This window comes from Paenibacillus sp. PvP094 (assembly GCF_040546835.1).
Taxonomy (GTDB): domain Bacteria; phylum Bacillota; class Bacilli; order Paenibacillales; family Paenibacillaceae; genus Paenibacillus; species Paenibacillus illinoisensis.
The window spans coordinates 1723445-1740464 of sequence record NZ_JBEPOM010000001.1 but is presented as its reverse complement, the minus strand read 5'-3'; the positions used below and the strand labels follow the sequence as shown (position 1 = coordinate 1740464).

Annotated in this window: 8 protein-coding genes, 17 tRNA genes and 3 rRNA genes; 26 read left to right on the top strand and 2 right to left on the bottom strand. The window is 50.1% G+C overall.

Going from position 1 to position 17020, the window contains the following annotated elements; all coding sequences use genetic code 11:
• Positions 1-12: 12 nt before the first annotated feature.
• From rocF to ABIC22_RS08000, 22 genes are all read left to right on the top strand, one after another.
• Entirely contained in the window at positions 13-981 is a 969-nt protein-coding gene (gene rocF / locus ABIC22_RS08105; protein ID WP_127541293.1) for an arginase, read from the top strand.
• A 590-nt stretch (positions 982-1571) separates the two neighbouring features.
• Positions 1572-3123: ribosomal RNA gene (locus ABIC22_RS08100) — 16S ribosomal RNA — on the top strand.
• 305 nt (positions 3124-3428) lie between these two features.
• Positions 3429-6353: ribosomal RNA gene (locus ABIC22_RS08095) — 23S ribosomal RNA — on the top strand.
• Positions 6354-6426: 73 nt separating this feature from the next.
• A 5S ribosomal RNA gene (gene rrf, locus ABIC22_RS08090) occupies positions 6427-6543 on the top strand.
• Together the 16S, 23S and 5S rRNA genes with 17 tRNA genes alongside form the textbook arrangement of a ribosomal RNA operon.
• A 57-nt stretch (positions 6544-6600) precedes the next feature.
• Positions 6601-6677 (top strand) — tRNA-Ile (locus tag ABIC22_RS08085).
• 88 nt (positions 6678-6765) lie between these two features.
• Positions 6766-6841, top strand: a tRNA-Ala gene (locus ABIC22_RS08080).
• Position 6842: 1 nt separating this feature from the next.
• Positions 6843-6918 (top strand) — tRNA-Asn (locus tag ABIC22_RS08075).
• Between the two features lie 3 nt (positions 6919-6921).
• Positions 6922-7013 (top strand) — tRNA-Ser (locus ABIC22_RS08070).
• 16 nt (positions 7014-7029) lie between these two features.
• Positions 7030-7101, top strand: a tRNA-Glu gene (locus ABIC22_RS08065).
• A gap of 5 nt (positions 7102-7106) precedes the next feature.
• Positions 7107-7182: transfer RNA gene (locus ABIC22_RS08060), tRNA-Val, on the top strand.
• 17 nt (positions 7183-7199) lie between these two features.
• Positions 7200-7273 (top strand) — tRNA-Met (locus ABIC22_RS08055).
• Positions 7274-7300: 27 nt separating this feature from the next.
• Positions 7301-7378 (top strand) — tRNA-Asp (locus ABIC22_RS08050).
• A 28-nt stretch (positions 7379-7406) separates the two neighbouring features.
• Positions 7407-7482 (top strand) — tRNA-Thr (locus ABIC22_RS08045).
• Positions 7483-7568: 86 nt separating this feature from the next.
• Positions 7569-7644 (top strand) — tRNA-His (locus ABIC22_RS08040).
• 9 nt (positions 7645-7653) lie between these two features.
• Positions 7654-7728 (top strand) — tRNA-Gln (locus ABIC22_RS08035).
• 9 nt (positions 7729-7737) lie between these two features.
• A tRNA-Lys gene (locus ABIC22_RS08030) sits at positions 7738-7813 on the top strand.
• A 9-nt stretch (positions 7814-7822) separates the two neighbouring features.
• Positions 7823-7910 (top strand) — tRNA-Leu (locus tag ABIC22_RS08025).
• Positions 7911-7918: 8 nt separating this feature from the next.
• Positions 7919-7993 (top strand) — tRNA-Gly (locus ABIC22_RS08020).
• A 9-nt stretch (positions 7994-8002) separates the two neighbouring features.
• Positions 8003-8079, top strand: a tRNA-Arg gene (locus ABIC22_RS08015).
• 16 nt (positions 8080-8095) lie between these two features.
• A tRNA-Pro gene (locus ABIC22_RS08010) sits at positions 8096-8169 on the top strand.
• Between the two features lie 13 nt (positions 8170-8182).
• Positions 8183-8253, top strand: a tRNA-Gly gene (locus ABIC22_RS08005).
• Positions 8254-8436: 183 nt separating this feature from the next.
• Positions 8437-9042, top strand: coding sequence for a short chain dehydrogenase (locus ABIC22_RS08000; protein WP_354480008.1), 606 nt, complete (start codon positions 8437-8439; stop codon positions 9040-9042).
• A 203-nt stretch (positions 9043-9245) separates the two neighbouring features.
• Here the strand turns inward: ABIC22_RS08000 and ABIC22_RS07995 are convergent, their stop codons facing one another.
• Complete coding sequence (locus tag ABIC22_RS07995; RefSeq protein ID WP_354480006.1) at positions 9246-10103, bottom strand: hypothetical protein; 858 nt, start codon at positions 10101-10103, stop codon at positions 9246-9248.
• A 128-nt stretch (positions 10104-10231) separates the two neighbouring features.
• Positions 10232-11149: a LysR substrate-binding domain-containing protein gene (locus tag ABIC22_RS07990; RefSeq protein ID WP_354480003.1), complete on the bottom strand. Its 918-nt coding sequence runs from the start codon at positions 11147-11149 to the stop codon at positions 10232-10234.
• Positions 11150-11557: 408 nt separating this feature from the next.
• Here ABIC22_RS07990 and ABIC22_RS07985 point away from each other — a divergent pair, with 408 nt between their 5' ends.
• From ABIC22_RS07985 to ABIC22_RS07970, 4 genes are all read left to right on the top strand, one after another.
• On the top strand, positions 11558-12571 hold the full coding sequence (locus ABIC22_RS07985) for an ABC transporter ATP-binding protein (RefSeq protein ID WP_354480000.1): 1014 nt from the start codon (positions 11558-11560) through the stop codon (positions 12569-12571).
• Positions 12572-12644: 73 nt separating this feature from the next.
• A complete protein-coding gene (locus ABIC22_RS07980; RefSeq protein ID WP_354479997.1) occupies positions 12645-13712 on the top strand; it encodes an ABC transporter substrate-binding protein in 1068 nt (355 codons plus the stop codon).
• 78 nt (positions 13713-13790) lie between these two features.
• Complete coding sequence (locus ABIC22_RS07975) at positions 13791-15476, top strand: ABC transporter permease (RefSeq protein WP_354485902.1); 1686 nt, start codon at positions 13791-13793, stop codon at positions 15474-15476.
• Entirely contained in the window at positions 15473-16978 is a 1506-nt protein-coding gene (locus tag ABIC22_RS07970; RefSeq protein ID WP_354479994.1) for an MBL fold metallo-hydrolase, read from the top strand. Before ABIC22_RS07975 ends, ABIC22_RS07970 begins: the two co-directional genes overlap by 4 nt.
• Positions 16979-17020 lie beyond the last annotated feature (42 nt).

Below are 17020 nucleotides of genomic sequence, written 5' to 3'. Positions count from 1 at the left end.
GGGCTGATCTGTATGGGGAATCATTATACGGAAACTGCAGGCAAGCTGGAAGCTGCTATTCAAATAGGGTCGAGTTCTAAGGAGCAGCGCCAGGTGGCTGTTATTAAAGTTCCTTTTGGCCTCGGGGGTGCTCGCGGGGGTGCAGAGTTAGGTCCGGATGAGCTGATTACAGCTGGGCTGAAAAGGGAGATTGCGGGACTCGGATTAGTTCTGACAGAGGAAGTGCGTGTGGATTGTCCGTTGGTAGCTGATGCGCCAATTGAGCGTAACCGTGCTAAGTATTTGCGTGAAGTGCGCCAGGTGAGTGAGCGGGTATGCACAGAAGTGTCGCGTGTGGTAGCAGGGGGCGTGTTCCCGCTTGTTCTCGGAGGAGACCACAGCGTGGCAATCGGTACTATGGCGGGGTTAACTTCTCATTATTCCAACTTGGGTGTAATCTGGTTCGATGCACATGCTGACCTAAATACCGAAGAGCGCAGTTTGTCCGGTAACATGCATGGGATGAGTCTGGCTGCGGCACTGGGACATTCGGCGTTTAATTTATCTCATATCCCTGGGGTTGGTCCATTTATTAATCCTTCCAATCTGGTATACGTTGGGTTGCGGGATATTGATGAGTATGAGAAAGAGCAGATTAAAGCACATGGAATCAAAAGCTTCACAATGCATGATATAGATCGAATGGGAATCCAGTGGGTTGTCGAACAAGCGGTGGCTGTGGCAGGAAAGGGAAGTGACGGGATTCATCTTAGCTTCGATATGGATTGCCTTGATCCTCGTGAAGCACCAGGGGTGGGTACACCAGTCCCGGGAGGGTTGAACTATCGGGAAGCGCATTTTGCACTGGAGTTACTGGCTTCTACGAATCGTATTACCTCTATGGAACTTGTGGAGGTCAATCCGTTATTCGATCATAATAGACACACTGCGAGGCTGGGGGTAGAACTCATTGCGTCACTGCTGGGTAAACGCATATTGTAATGAGTTTCTATGGAGTGGAAATATCGCGTGGTCCTAAGAAGTCTCTTATATAGAAGGAAAGAGTTTTATGATGAGCCGGAACCGAGTCTCGAACGTGCCTTCCTTGAAGGAGGGAGAGAGGCTTGTCTGGCTTTTTGTTATAAACGTGATTGAGTATGCCGAAATATGATCTTACATATAGAAGGTAAGAAGAGTGGAAGACAGGGGTAGAAGGATATGAGTATGGTTTTTAACTTTTTGTAAAAAGTACTTGCATAATAAAACTGTACATGGTATATTCTAATTCCGGCCAAGAAAACACGAGAAACACGGTGCGGTAAGCAAACTGAAAAACTTCGAAAGAAACTTAAAAAAAGTGCTTGCTAAATTGGTTCGGATGTGATAAGATATAAAAGTTGCTGAAGAGAACAACACTCGGATGCAAACGACGTTTGATCTTTGAAAACTGAACAACGAGTGAGTAACGATCTTACTTTGTAAGATCGATGCTGAGAAATCGGTACAAGTCATCTGACTGTATGATTTCGAAGCAAAAATGAGATTTTTAATCTCGTCAGATTCAAAATGAGCTAATCGCTCTTTTCAATACTTTATTGGAGAGTTTGATCCTGGCTCAGGACGAACGCTGGCGGCATGCCTAATACATGCAAGTCGAGCGGACTTGATGAGAAGCTTGCTTCTCTGATGGTTAGCGGCGGACGGGTGAGTAACACGTAGGCAACCTGCCCTCAAGCTTGGGACAACTACCGGAAACGGTAGCTAATACCGAATACTTGCTTCTTTCGCCTGAAGGAAGCTGGAAAGACGGAGCAATCTGTCACTTGAGGATGGGCCTGCGGCGCATTAGCTAGTTGGTGAGGTAACGGCTCACCAAGGCGACGATGCGTAGCCGACCTGAGAGGGTGATCGGCCACACTGGGACTGAGACACGGCCCAGACTCCTACGGGAGGCAGCAGTAGGGAATCTTCCGCAATGGGCGAAAGCCTGACGGAGCAATGCCGCGTGAGTGATGAAGGTTTTCGGATCGTAAAGCTCTGTTGCCAGGGAAGAACGTCCTTGAGAGTAACTGCTCAAGGAGTGACGGTACCTGAGAAGAAAGCCCCGGCTAACTACGTGCCAGCAGCCGCGGTAATACGTAGGGGGCAAGCGTTGTCCGGAATTATTGGGCGTAAAGCGCGCGCAGGCGGTCATTTAAGTCTGGTGTTTAATCCCGGGGCTCAACCCCGGATCGCACTGGAAACTGGATGACTTGAGTGCAGAAGAGGAGAGTGGAATTCCACGTGTAGCGGTGAAATGCGTAGAGATGTGGAGGAACACCAGTGGCGAAGGCGACTCTCTGGGCTGTAACTGACGCTGAGGCGCGAAAGCGTGGGGAGCAAACAGGATTAGATACCCTGGTAGTCCACGCCGTAAACGATGAATGCTAGGTGTTAGGGGTTTCGATACCCTTGGTGCCGAAGTTAACACATTAAGCATTCCGCCTGGGGAGTACGGTCGCAAGACTGAAACTCAAAGGAATTGACGGGGACCCGCACAAGCAGTGGAGTATGTGGTTTAATTCGAAGCAACGCGAAGAACCTTACCAGGTCTTGACATCCCTCTGACCGTCCTAGAGATAGGGCTTTCCTTCGGGACAGAGGAGACAGGTGGTGCATGGTTGTCGTCAGCTCGTGTCGTGAGATGTTGGGTTAAGTCCCGCAACGAGCGCAACCCTTGATCTTAGTTGCCAGCACTTCGGGTGGGCACTCTAAGGTGACTGCCGGTGACAAACCGGAGGAAGGTGGGGATGACGTCAAATCATCATGCCCCTTATGACCTGGGCTACACACGTACTACAATGGCCGGTACAACGGGCTGTGAAGCCGCGAGGTGGAACGAATCCTAAAAAGCCGGTCTCAGTTCGGATTGCAGGCTGCAACTCGCCTGCATGAAGTCGGAATTGCTAGTAATCGCGGATCAGCATGCCGCGGTGAATACGTTCCCGGGTCTTGTACACACCGCCCGTCACACCACGAGAGTTTATAACACCCGAAGTCGGTGGGGTAACCGCAAGGAGCCAGCCGCCGAAGGTGGGATAGATGATTGGGGTGAAGTCGTAACAAGGTAGCCGTATCGGAAGGTGCGGCTGGATCACCTCCTTTCTATGGAGAATCGTTTCCCGTAGCGGAAACATTCAAATACAAATCTAGCCAGGTCGGCTAGTTACTCACTCGTTGCTCAGTTTTGAGAGCTCAAACTCTCAAAACAGCTTGCTTTTGCATGGAGCTTGTTCTTTGAAAACTAGATATCGAAACGAAAATTGCGAATTAGAACATTCCTTTTAGCTGAACTTGTGTAAACAAGTTTCAAATAATAGTGATACTGTATGAGCGAGTGATCGAATGGAACGACTTTTGGATTTGCGCAAGCAAACCAAGGGAAGAGACAGCTCGAACACGAGCGAATTGGTTAAGCTACTAAGAGCACACGGAGGATGCCTAGGCGCTAGGAGCCGATGAAGGACGTGGCGAACAACGATACTGCCTCGGGGAGCTGTAAGCAAGCTTTGATCCGGGGATGTCCGAATGGGGAAACCCAGCTGGGGTAATATCCAGTTACTCATAACTGAATACATAGGTTATGCAGAGGCATACCAGGGGAACTGAAACATCTAAGTACCTTGAGGAAGAGAAAACAATAGTGATTCCGTCAGTAGCGGCGAGCGAACGCGGAACAGCCCAAACCAGAGAGCTTGCTCTCTGGGGTTGTGGGACGTCTCACATGGAGTTACAAAGGAACCGGTTAAACGAAGAGGTCTGGAAAGGCCCGCCAAAGAAGGTAAAAGCCCTGTAATTGAAAGTCTGTTCCCTCCGAGACGGATCCCGAGTAGTGCGGGGCACGTGAAACCCCGTATGAATCCGGCAGGACCATCTGCCAAGGCTAAATACTTCCTAGCGACCGATAGTGAAGCAGTACCGTGAGGGAAAGGTGAAAAGCACCCCGGAAGGGGAGTGAAATAGAACCTGAAACCGTGTGCTTACAAGAAGTCAGAGCCCATTTTAGGGGTGATGGCGTGCCTTTTGTAGAATGAACCGGCGAGTTACGTTCCCGTGCAAGGTTAAGGTGAAGAGCCGGAGCCGCAGCGAAAGCGAGTCTGAATAGGGCGACATAGTACGTGGACGTAGACCCGAAACCGGGTGATCTACCCCTGTCCAGGGTGAAGGTGCGGTAACACGCACTGGAGGCCCGAACCCACGCACGTTGAAAAGTGCGGGGATGAGGTGGGGGTAGCGGAGAAATTCCAATCGAACTCGGAGATAGCTGGTTCTCCCCGAAATAGCTTTAGGGCTAGCCTCGGAAAACAGAGTCGTGGAGGTAGAGCACTGATTGGGTGCGGGGCCCGCAAGGGTTACCAAGCTCAGTCAAACTCCGAATGCCATAGACTTACTTCCGGGAGTCAGACAGTGAGTGCTAAGATCCATTGTCAAAAGGGAAACAGCCCAGACCATCAGCTAAGGTCCCCAAGTGTGTGTTAAGTGGGAAAGGATGTGGAGTTGCACAGACAACCAGGATGTTGGCTTAGAAGCAGCCACCATTGAAAGAGTGCGTAATAGCTCACTGGTCGAGTGACTCTGCGCCGAAAATGTAACGGGGCTAAACACACCACCGAAGCTATGGCTTGATGCTTGCATCAGGGGTAGGGGAGCGTTGTATAAGGGTTGAAGGTGTACCGTAAGGAGCGCTGGACATTATACAAGTGAGAATGCCGGTATGAGTAACGAAAAGATCAGTGAGAATCTGATCCGCCGAAAGCCTAAGGGTTCCTGAGGAAGGCTCGTCCGCTCAGGGTAAGTCGGGACCTAAGGCGAGGCCGAAAGGCGTAGTCGAAGGACAACAGGTCGAAATTCCTGTACCACCGTAAATCGTTACGAGCGATGGGGGGACGCAGTAGGGTAGTGACGCAGACTGATGGATGTCTGTCCAAGCAGTGAGGCTGATGTGTAGGCAAATCCGCACATCGTAAGGCTGAGCTGTGATGGGGAGTGAAAATTACAGTAGCGAAGGTCATGATCTCACACTGCCAAGAAAAGCCTCTAGCCAGATGAAGGTGCCCGTACCGCAAACCGACACAGGTAGGCGAGAAGAGAATTCTAAGGCGCGCGGAAGAACTCTCGTTAAGGAACTCGGCAAAATGACCCCGTAACTTCGGGAGAAGGGGTGCCCCGGTAGTGTGAATAGCACGAGGGGGCCGCAGTGAAAAGGCCCAAGCGACTGTTTAGCAAAAACACAGGTCTGTGCGAAGCCGTAAGGCGAAGTATACGGGCTGACGCCTGCCCGGTGCTGGAAGGTTAAGGGGAGCGGTTAGGAGCAATCCGAAGCTGTGAACCGAAGCCCCAGTAAACGGCGGCCGTAACTATAACGGTCCTAAGGTAGCGAAATTCCTTGTCAGGTAAATTCTGACCCGCACGAATGGCGTAACGACTTGGGCGCTGTCTCAACGAGAGATCCGGTGAAATTTTAATACCTGTGAAGATGCAGGTTACCCGCGACAAGACGGAAAGACCCCATGGAGCTTTACTGCAGCTTGATATTGAATTTGGGTACGATCTGTACAGGATAGGTGGGAGCCTTTGAAGCATGAGCGCCAGCTTGTGTGGAGGCACCGTTGGGATACCACCCTGATCGTATCTAGGTTCTAACCTGGTGCCCTTAGCGGGTACGGGGACAGTGTCAGGTGGGCAGTTTGACTGGGGCGGTCGCCTCCTAAAGAGTAACGGAGGCGCCCAAAGGTTCCCTCAGAATGGTTGGAAATCATTCGAAGAGTGCAAAGGCATAAGGGAGCTTGACTGCGAGACCTACAAGTCGAGCAGGGACGAAAGTCGGGCTTAGTGATCCGGTGGTACCGCATGGAAGGGCCATCGCTCAACGGATAAAAGCTACCCTGGGGATAACAGGCTTATCTCCCCCAAGAGTCCACATCGACGGGGAGGTTTGGCACCTCGATGTCGGCTCATCGCATCCTGGGGCTGAAGTAGGTCCCAAGGGTTGGGCTGTTCGCCCATTAAAGCGGTACGCGAGCTGGGTTCAGAACGTCGTGAGACAGTTCGGTCCCTATCTGTCGTGGGCGTAGGAAATTTGAGAGGAGCTGTCCTTAGTACGAGAGGACCGGGATGGACGTACCGCTGGTGTACCAGTTGTTCCGCCAGGAGCACCGCTGGGTAGCTATGTACGGACGGGATAAGCGCTGAAAGCATCTAAGCGTGAAGCCCCCCTCAAGATGAGATTTCCCAGTATGTAAGACCCCTTGAAGACGACGAGGTAGATAGGCTGGGGGTGGAAGTGCAGTAATGCATGGAGCTGACCAGTACTAATCGGTCGAGGGCTTATCCAAATTGCAGGTTTTGATCGCAAATTTCGTTTCGGATCTAGTTTTCAGAGAATGATCTCTGAGTATAGCAGCATCGTTTGGTGGCGATGGCGGAGGGGTTCCACACGTACCCATCCCGAACACGACCGTTAAGCCCTCTAGCGCCGATGGTACTTGGACCGAAGGGTCCTGGGAGAGTAGGACGCTGCCAAGCGATTCCCTTTGGGGTATTTTTTTTGCCCCCCTCGTAGAGAAAAAGGGATTTATATACGGGCCCTTAGCTCAGTTGGTTAGAGCGCACCTCTGATAAGGGTGAGGTCGGTGGTTCGAGTCCACCAGGGCCCACCATACAAGTTTTATGAAATTCTCGGGGTCCCCGGAAAGTAATCGGAATAAACCTCGAAGCTACACTTCACTTTGTGGGGTGAAAAAACATGGGGCCATAGCTCAGCTGGGAGAGCGCCTGCCTTGCAAGCAGGAGGTCAGCGGTTCGATCCCGCTTGGCTCCACCATTCCCTGATAGCTCAGTTGGTAGAGCACTCGACTGTTAATCGAGTTGTCACAGGTTCGAGTCCTGTTCGGGGAGCCAGATGGAGAGGTGTCCGAGTTGGCCGAAGGAGCACGATTGGAAATCGTGTAGGCGCCACAAGCGTCTCGAGGGTTCGAATCCCTCTCTCTCCGCCAGAAAATTTTTTAGTGAGGCCCGTTGGTCAAGGGGTTAAGACACCTCCCTTTCACGGAGGTAACAGGGGTTCGAATCCCCTACGGGTCATATATGGAGGCTTAGCTCAGCTGGGAGAGCATCTGCCTTACAAGCAGAGGGTCGGGGGTTCGAGCCCCTCAGCCTCCACCATATAACTTTTATAACGACGCGGGGTGGAGCAGCCCGGTAGCTCGTCGGGCTCATAACCCGAAGGCCGCAGGTTCAAATCCTGCCCCCGCAATTATACTTTCCTAACAGAAAGTGATCTGGAACCGTGGTGTAGTTGGCCTAACATGCCTGCCTGTCACGCAGGAGATCGCGGGTTCGAATCCCGTCGGTTCCGCCATTTTAATACATTCCACACTTTACACCGTGCCGGTGTAGCTCAACTGGTAGAGCAACTGACTTGTAATCAGTAGGTTGGGGGTTCAAGTCCTCTCGCCGGCACCATTTATTACTTTCACATCTTAATCTATAGTAGAATGTATATTATAGACAAGGATGGGAATACTGAGATACTCTCAGGTTGAATTATGGCGATCGTGGCGAAGTGGTTAACGCACCGGTTTGTGGATCCGGCATTCGGGGGTTCAATTCCCCTCGATCGCCCCATGATTTTATTGGGGATTAGCCAAGCGGTAAGGCAACGGACTTTGACTCCGTCATGCATAGGTTCAAATCCTATATCCCCAGCCATTATATTAAGAGTCATTAGCTCAGTTGGTAGAGCACCTGACTTTTAATCAGGGTGTCGAAGGTTCGAGCCCTTCATGACTCACCATTATATTTTGCGGTCGTGGCGGAATTGGCAGACGCGCACGGTTCAGGTCCGTGTGGGCTAACCCCCCGTGGAGGTTCGAGTCCTCTCGACCGCACCATATATTTTGCGGACGTGGCTCAGCGGTAGAGCATCGCCTTGCCAAGGCGAGGGTCGCGGGTTCGATTCCCGTCGTCCGCTCCAATCATATATGCGCCCTTAGCTCAGCTGGATAGAGCGTTTGACTACGAATCAAAAGGCCGGGAGTTCGAATCTCTCAGGGCGCGCCATTATTTCCATTAATATCGGGATGTAGCTCAGCTTGGTAGAGCACCTGGTTTGGGACCAGGGGGTCGCATGTTCAAATCGTGTCATCCCGATTTTTATGATTATGCGGGTGTAGTTCAATGGTAGAACTTTAGCCTTCCAAGCTAATAGCGTGGGTTCGATTCCCATCACCCGCTTACAGTAAGCCTCTTGCCTTGTGCGAGAGGTTTTTTTATTTATTTATAATCTCATGTGCACTTCATCTTATATGAACAGCTCAGACTTTAATAACTTGCTCTCGCCGAATGATTTTGTTTAAATTAGGTAGAAACAGGATTATATTGGTTGAAAATGGTTCGGATCTAAAGGGGAGGAATCGTGTGAAAAGAGCTCTTGTTATTGGAGGACATGGAACGTTAGGAAAGGCGATTGTTGCCAAGTTGAATGAGCTGTCTGTAGAAGTGGTTACAGCAGGTAGAAGCTCAGGTGATTATCAGGTCGATATGACTTCAACGGATAGCATTAAGGCTCTTTTTGAAACTGTGCAAAACATTGATTACGTCCTTGTCGCGGCTGGGCAGACACATTATGCCAAACTGGAAGAGCTGACCCCTGAGAACAACATGATCAGTGTACAGAGCAAATTGCTGGGACAGGTCAACATCGTGTTGATTGGACAACACTATGTTAATGACAATGGGAGTTTCACACTGGTTAGTGGCATTATCAAGGATCATCCTATTGCACAAGGTGCTTCAAGTGCTATGGTCAACGGGGCAATCGATGCGTTTGCCAAAGCGGCAGCCTACGAAATGCCAAGAGGTATTCGTTTGAATTCGGTCAGCCCTAATTTGTTTGAAGAGTCTGCTGAGAAATATAGAGACTTTTTCATTGGTTTTAACCCGGTACCTGTGGAACGAGTGGCTAATACGTTTATTCAAAGTGCGCTGGGCATCGAAACGGCACAAACCTTTAAAGTATATTAAATATTCAGAATAGGATGATCAATTAATCATTGAATCGTCAGAAAGTTACTGCGGGCAGCATGTAGTTGATCTCCATAAACTAAGCTTGCTAAATAGGATGATATAACTTAGGATACGCCCAAAGTAAAAATCACAAAGGACATTAACAGGATAAACCTGCTAATGTCCTTTTGGTTATATCTATGCTTTGTCATTCCAGACGATTAGTATCTTTCCAAAATCGTTTGAGTCTTTAAGCCATCGGCAGGTATAAGCCAGTTGTTGCTTTCCAACACTTGCAGCAGCTCGGTACGCAGGCCGGATACGGCTGCAGCATCTTCGGTTTTGAAAGAAACCTCTACAAGATTCTCGAAACCTGTACCATCTGCGTTACGAATAGGCCATACTTCAAACGACAGCTCTTGTCCATTCCATGTGCCTTCATAGCGTTGGAACGTTACAGGGCCATGAGCACGGGATTGTGAGAGCGTTTGTTTACCCCAGTTGGAAGAAGACCAGTTTTTCAGTTTGCCTGGCAGCTTGTCCAGCAGCATATCGAGCGCATCCTTCTCGGAAGGGAGCTGCACGCCTGTAGCTTTGGTATCCACCTTTTTGGTGTTGGAGAAGCTCAGCGTTTGTTTACCATAACCCCAATCGATCTCAGCCTCATAGTTATCATCTGATGCATCAAATCCCTCTTGATTAGCCAAGGTCAGTGCAGCGTTAATGTCACCGTTAATTACGGGATAGCGCTTTTTGTAGGTCAATTCATAGTTGTTTTTGTCATCCTTCTTCCGGAAACGGACATCCCATCCCGCTTGGTTCAGATTCAGAGCATTGGTGTCAAAATACTCAGCGCTGATGTTTCTCGGTGTTGAATCGAGGGACAACGTCTGAATAACTTCACTGCGAGGCGTTCCATCCGAGTTTAATACCAGCTCCGGTTTAGCCAGAAACTTCACTTCGTAGGCAGGTACGGCATTGGCCGCCGCTGAAGCTTGTGGTGCTTGGAACGCTAGACTGCTGCCCAATGTGACGATACTCAGCATCAATGAGGTTGTTACCTTTTTCCACGTTTTCAAAACCAATCACTCCCTAGGCTGAATTAATGTACAGACCCACTTTAGCGCCCGAGTATATGAAAGTGATTAACGTTGGACGAGCATTGCGTTAACCCTGCATAGATTTGATGAATGGCGAACGAGAGATTTTATGGGATCAAGCCAAGAAAAGAAGGTGAGCCCGTGACTCCTTCCTGAAGAACTTCCTTGAATCGCTGCATTTGAACTGAAGGATGTCGATCCTTATTATGTACCGTGTATATATGTCTAGGGGCTTGTTCCCCGGGAATGGGCAGAACTTGAATCAAGCCATGCTGCTCCTCCCACTGAACGGCCATGCGTGACATGAATGAAATATGACCTCCGAGCAGAACAAGCTGCTTGATTGCCTCGAGTGAGTCCATTTCTACCGTACTTCGGAGCCGCACGGCATGCTGTTCCAACCATTGGTTGGTCAAACGGCGAGTACTCGACTCGTTCCCATGCAAGGCAAAAGGAACCTGGGAGATATGTTCGGGCTCCAACACTGCTCTTCCAGCCAGAGCATGCTGAGGAGCACAGATTAATACCAGATCATCTGCGCATAGCGGATCGGCTTGAAGGATCGGACCAATAAACGGTTCGGAAGAGATTACTCCCAGATCAATCTGGTGCCGCATTAACATCTCGCGAATGACAGGCGATGGTTTGACCGATAACACAATACGAATACCGGGAAACTCCTGTGAGAATGTATTTAGCATCGGAGGCAGCAGATAGGTTGCAGGTACATAACTCGCCCCAATGTGAAGCGTGCCCCGGTAAAGGCTGTCGTATTCTTTGACTACCCGGCGGGCCTCCTGGGTCAGGGCATTGATCTTAACGGAATAATGAAGCAGGGCCTGTCCAGCCTCCGTTAGGAACGTCTTTCCGCTGCGCGATTCGAATAATCGCACTCCCATCTCTTCCTCCAGTGATTTCATATGAAACGTAACCGTGGGCTGCTTGATGCCCAGAATCTCTGCGACGCTGGTCATGTGATGATGCTTGTCAATCAGCTCTACAATTTGCAGTTTAATGAGGTTCAACGAACTCACACTCCTCTCCCTTATACAGGGTCTCCATAATAGAAGATGATTTAATGCTTGTTTTCATAAACACGGAGAGTACAGGACCAACTTGAAAAAAAGTGAAGCTAAAAGCTTTCTGAAAGAAAGCTACTTCGGAAGCATACGCTTCGCCTTGATCCCCTGATGTCTCCCTTTGAAAAGGGAATCAAGGAAATCCGGAGATTACAGCAAACAGCGATCGGAAGATGGTGCTGTTGTCGAGGTAACCAAATGAAAAATGGATTTGAATCACCTTATATAGATTTAATCTATGAACATCAACAGAATTCATCTAAAAAGTTAATTTCATTTTTACATTCCTAACATACAACTCGCGAGAGCGGGAGTTAGACTGAGTACAGTACAAGAAGACAGGCAGGGATGCTTATGAAAATGGAAATTTCAGGAGTTCAAAAATCATTCAATCGCACGCCTGCACTATTGCCCACGGATCTAACGCTTCAGCATGGTCAGTTTACAACGCTGCTTGGTCCATCAGGCTGTGGCAAAACCACATTGCTGCGGATGCTTGCCGGACTGGAACAGCCGGATGCAGGAGAGATTGTTGCGGGTGATCAGTTCATCTTCTCAGCAGCCAAGCGGATTGATGTACCCACCCATAAGCGTAATCTGGGCATGGTGTTTCAGGATTTTGCATTATGGCCGCATATGACGGTATATGAAAATGTGGCATTTGGCTTGAGGGCCGGGAAGCAGAAGGCAAATTTACGGCAGAAGGTAACCGAAGCACTTGGCATGGTTCGCCTGCAAGGCATGGAAGATCGTTATCCTCATCAGCTGTCCGGTGGACAGCAGCAGCGGGTTGCTTTTGCCAGAGCGGTAGCCGTAAGACCTGGTGTAATTCTGTTCGATGAACCGCTTAGTGCACTCGATGCTGTACTGCGGGAAGAAATGCGGATTGAGATGATGTCCCTCGTTCGGGATATGGGGCTAACCGCACTATATGTCACTCACGATCAGGTTGAGGCGATGTCGATGTCGGATGAGATTGTGGTCATGGAGAAGGGGCAAATATTGCAAAAAGGTAGTCCCGAGACGATCTACTCATCGCCAAGCGATCCGTTTGTTGCTTCGTTTATCGGCAAATCCAACTGGCTGACACCGAATCAGTCCATGGTACGGCCGGAACATGTGACCTGGAACAGGACAAGTCATGACGACCTGCGTTACCAGGCCACGGTACTGAGTGTCAGCTATGTAGGGGAGCGTTATGAAATCCGGGTTCAAATGGAAGGGCTAGGCATATGGACGGCTTACCTGGATCGAAGGGTCCGCGTAGGCGAGCAGGTTCAGCTGTATATCTCGCCGGAGCGTATCTGCCGTATGAACGGGCAGGATAGCATGGATGCAAAGCGGGAAGTTATAGCTGCAGCGAACTAGATGCTTAAATTAGGAAATGAGAAGAAGTTTAAGTTTACTCGAAAAAACATATAACCAAGGGAGATGGAATGTGATGTTGGGAATGAAAACACGGAAAAAAAGTGCATTGCTGCTGTTAACAGCGGTGATGAGCATTAGCTTATTCGGATGCAGTACGAACTCAACCGCTGGAAACGCAGGACAATCTGCCGGAGAAGGAAGCGCTGCAGCAGCACAACCAACCGAAACAGCAGGCGGCAAACTGGTGCTCTATAGTGCAGGGCCGCAAAAGCTGGCAGATAATATTGTGAGCGGGTTTACAGCCAAAACAGGGATTGAAGTAGAAATGTTTCAGGGAACAACCGGTAAAATCCTCGCCCGTATGGAGGCAGAGAAATCCAATCCTGTAGCCGATGTAGTGATACTTGCCTCTTTGCCTTCAGCACAGGCGCTCAAAGCTGACGGTTTGACGCTCCCATACCCTGATGCAGCCAACGCCGACAAGCTGAACAAGGACTGGTCAGATGCAGAAGGTAACTATTTCAGTTCAAGTGCTTCGGCACTCGGAATTGTGTACAACACCAAGCTGGTGTCTACGCCACCGACAAGCTGGGCTGAACTCGCTACACCAGCATGGAAAGACGCTGTAAATATCCCGGATCCAACTTTGTCTGGCTCTGCACTGGACTTCATTACAGGGTACCTGAGTGTGAACGGTGACCAAGGGTGGGATCTGCTGGACAGCTACAAAGCGAACGGTGTGGCCATGGCGGGTGCGAACCAGGAAGCTCTTGATCCGGTAATTACGGGAGCCAAAAGCATCGTTGCCGCAGGTGTTGATTACATGGCATATTCCTCCAAGGATAAAGGCGAACCCCTGGATATCGTATATCCAGAAGAAGGGACTGTAATCAGCCCACGACCGGCTGCCATCCTGAAATCAAGCCCGAATGTAGAAAACGCCAAGGCGTTTATCGACTATCTGTTGTCCGATGAAGCGCAGAAGCTGGTTGCCGATGCGTACCTGATTCCGGGCCGTGAAGATATTGAAGCGACCAACCGGGCCAATCTGAAAGATATCCCGCAGCTGAAAGTGGACTGGAACTGGATGAGTGAACACGGTGATGAAACAGCGGCTCGTTTCTCCGAGATTTTCAAATAAGACGGCTGAAACAAACTGAAGAACATTCGGCAACACGTGTGACGAGTGTTTGGGTGGAAGTCATGTGAGGTGAAATCAGTGAAACCTGTTGTACTGGACAACAACCGTATTTTTCGGAGAGTGGGCGTGATTCTGGCCCTCTTTCTGCTGACTATAAGTATTGGCGTACCTTTGCTGCTGATTTTCTGGCAGAGCGTGTATCCGGATGGACAATGGGACTGGATGGCTCCGATCCGGACGATTACCGGTCATCATTTGTCGGGTGTGCTGCTCAATTCTGTCTGGCTCGGCATCTGTGTTGTTGCCGTCACCACCTTGCTGGCTATGCCATTGGCCTGGATGATGGCCAAGACCCGAATGGGCCAGCACCGCTGGGTGGATGTGATCCTGATGATTCCGTTCATGACACCACCGTATATCGGCTCCATGGGCTGGATATTATTTATGCAAAAAGGAGGATACCTGCAGCAGTGGGTGCCATCAGCTGAGAGATGGAGTGAGCTCTTCTTCAGTTTCTGGGGCATGGTGCTGATTATGAGCCTGCATCTATTCCCGTTTCTGTACTTGCTGCTGCGGGATGCGTTGATTCGCATCGGCGGCAATCTGGAAGAGGCAGGATCGGTGCACGGGGCACCGGCGGGATACCGTTTCAGACGCATTATATTACCCTTACTGCTATCTTCCTATGGGATGGGGATCATGCTTGTTTTTGTCAAAACGATTGCAGAATTCGGAACTCCAGCCACCTTCGGCCGTCGTATCGGGTACTACGTCATGACCTCGGAGATCCACAAATATATCTCCAGTTGGCCGATTGACTTCGGTAAGGCCACCTCACTGGCATCGGTCTTGTTATCCGTATGTCTCGTAATGTGGTACATGCAATCCGCCATGAGTCGTAAATTCACGTACCGCCTAGTGGGGGGCAAAGGACAGCGGTCCAAACGGTATTCCCTTCGCGGAGGAGCTGGCTGGCTATGCGGTCTGTATCTTGCGGTACTTCTCATTCTCTCCGTGGGGATTCCGTACTTCTCCATTATTGCGGCGTCGACGATGAAGCTGCGCGGGGCCGGATTGTCTCTGGACAATGTAACACTGGATCACTATCGGGATCTGCTCTCCTGGGGCTCGGTTAGCATGAAAGCCATCGGAAATAGCCTGGGATTATCCCTCGCCGCTTCCACCGTTGCAGTTGTGATTGGTACAGGTTTTGCGCTGGCAATTGGCAAGTCATCTTCATTTATGCAGCGTGTCATCGATCTTTTCAGCTTGCTTCCCAACACCGTACCGGGCATTGTCATGGTTGTGGGTTTGATCCTGTTTTGGAATTCACCTTGGATGCCTGTCACCCTGTATAACACGTACGGGATGGTGGTTCTGACGTATGTCGTACTTTTCCTGCCTTATACGGTGCAGTACGTGAAATCGAGCTTTACCCAGATCGATGGTACTTTGTTTCAGGCAGGGCAGGTGTTTGGCGGAAAGCCGCTGTATATCCTTCGGCGCATACTTGTGCCACTCATCATTCCCGGCATGCTGGCCGGTTGGATGATGACATTCACCATTGCTACACGCGAGCTCGTAGGCTCATTGTTGATTCTCCCGCCTTCCATGCAGACATCGGCAACGTATATCTTTGCACAGTTTGAACAAGGCCAGGTGTCGCTCGGAATGGCTATGGCGGTTGTAACGGTCGGCATGACTGTACTGATGCTGCTCGGCATTGAACTACTGAATTCAAAGAGAAAGTGGAATGCATCATGATCAAACTGAACGTATGGGGCGGGGCAGGCGAGCATGGCCGCTCTGCCTATCTCTTGAGCGGAGACGGAACTCACATTTTAATGGATTGTGGCGTGAAAAAAGAAGGAGCGGGAGCATACCCGCTTATCCAGCCTGAACTTGTATCAACGCTGGATGCTGTTCTGCTGTCCCACGCGCATGAGGATCATTCCGTTGCTATTCCCTTATTGTATAAAATGGGCTATCAGGGTGAAGTATGGACGACACGTGAGACAAGGGAGCAGCTGAACACCTATTTCCGGGCGTGGCGCAGCAATCTGGAGCGTGCAGGATATGAACTTCCGTATGAGGAAACAGACGTGGAGTCCATACGTTACAGGTATCTGGAGGATCAGGCGAAGCCTGGGATCTGGTTCGAGATGATTCCTGGTCTGCACGTGTTATGGGGACGCAGTGGTCACCTTGCAGGATCGGTATGGTTTGTCCTTGAGATGGAGGGTAAACGGATCTTCTATTCCGGAGATTACACGCCCGAGTCCATGCTTTTACAGGAAGATTGTGCGGCAGAGGCGCTGAGATTGGCAAGTCTGTTCCGAAGCAGGGAGCACAAAAGCAGGCGTATAAATAATTCGCGATTGACTGAAGGCTTGGCTGTTAGTGACGGCATACCATTTGCTGGAGAACCCCGTGTGGAACTAGCGATAGCAACTGAGAATTCTGGAACTTCCGAGGTATCCTTGACTCCTTCGTTAACAAAGAGCAGCTTGAATCAGCCGATGGATCTGGCGATTGTGGATGCTGCATATGGAACAGACCGGGATACGCAGGCAGACAAGCTGGAACAATTGGACCGTGCCATACGCCAGGCCATTGCTCGTGGTGGTAAGGTTCTGCTCCCAATGCCTTCGGTAGGCCGTGGTCAAGAGATCATACTATGGGCACAAGAGCGATTCACTAGCGTTCCGATTATCGTTGAACAGGGGCTAGTAGATGGCATGAAGCAGCTGCTGCGTGTCCCATACTGGCTGAGAGAACAGGGAACACATCTCAAGGGTCCGATAACGGGAGCCATTGAACGATTTTTAAATGGCCAGCCTTGGAATCTGCCCAAAAGTCAGGAGGATCGGGAGCGACTGATGAATCAATATGGTGCTTCCCTATGGTTTATTCCCGACGGCATGATGCAATCTTCGCTTGCCCGTTGGTACTATAGCCAGCTGGCGGAGAGTGGTGAGAACCTGATCCTGCTCACCGGGCATGCGGCTGTTGGCACTTTTGCACAGCAGCTAGCACAGAATCCGGCGGAGCATGGGGTCTGTGAGGTGCAGAAGATTCGTTATAAAGTGCATCAAGGCTGGCTGGATGTTGAGAGAATGCTGCAGCAGCTGCCTGCTCGACATACCTTGCTTGTACATGCAGATAAGGCCGAGACGGACAGATTGAGAGAGGGTTTGCTGAAAAATAGCCCATCACCGGAAGTAGAGTTACATTCATTGTCTCCCGGGGATGAGCTATATGTCTAAACATGAAATTAGAATGAGATCCATGCATTATAATGCCATAAA

What these genes read in the sequence shown, in the direction of transcription:
- rocF (WP_127541293.1), top strand. Translation starts at nt 13, where the DNA reads ATGGGGAATCATTATACGGAAACTGCAGGCAAGCTGGAAGCTGCTATT.
- ABIC22_RS07985 (WP_354480000.1), top strand. Translation starts at nt 11,558, where the DNA reads ATGAAAATGGAAATTTCAGGAGTTCAAAAATCATTCAATCGCACGCCT.
- ABIC22_RS07980 (WP_354479997.1), top strand. Translation starts at nt 12,645, where the DNA reads ATGTTGGGAATGAAAACACGGAAAAAAAGTGCATTGCTGCTGTTAACA.
- ABIC22_RS07970 (WP_354479994.1), top strand. Translation starts at nt 15,473, where the DNA reads ATGATCAAACTGAACGTATGGGGCGGGGCAGGCGAGCATGGCCGCTCT.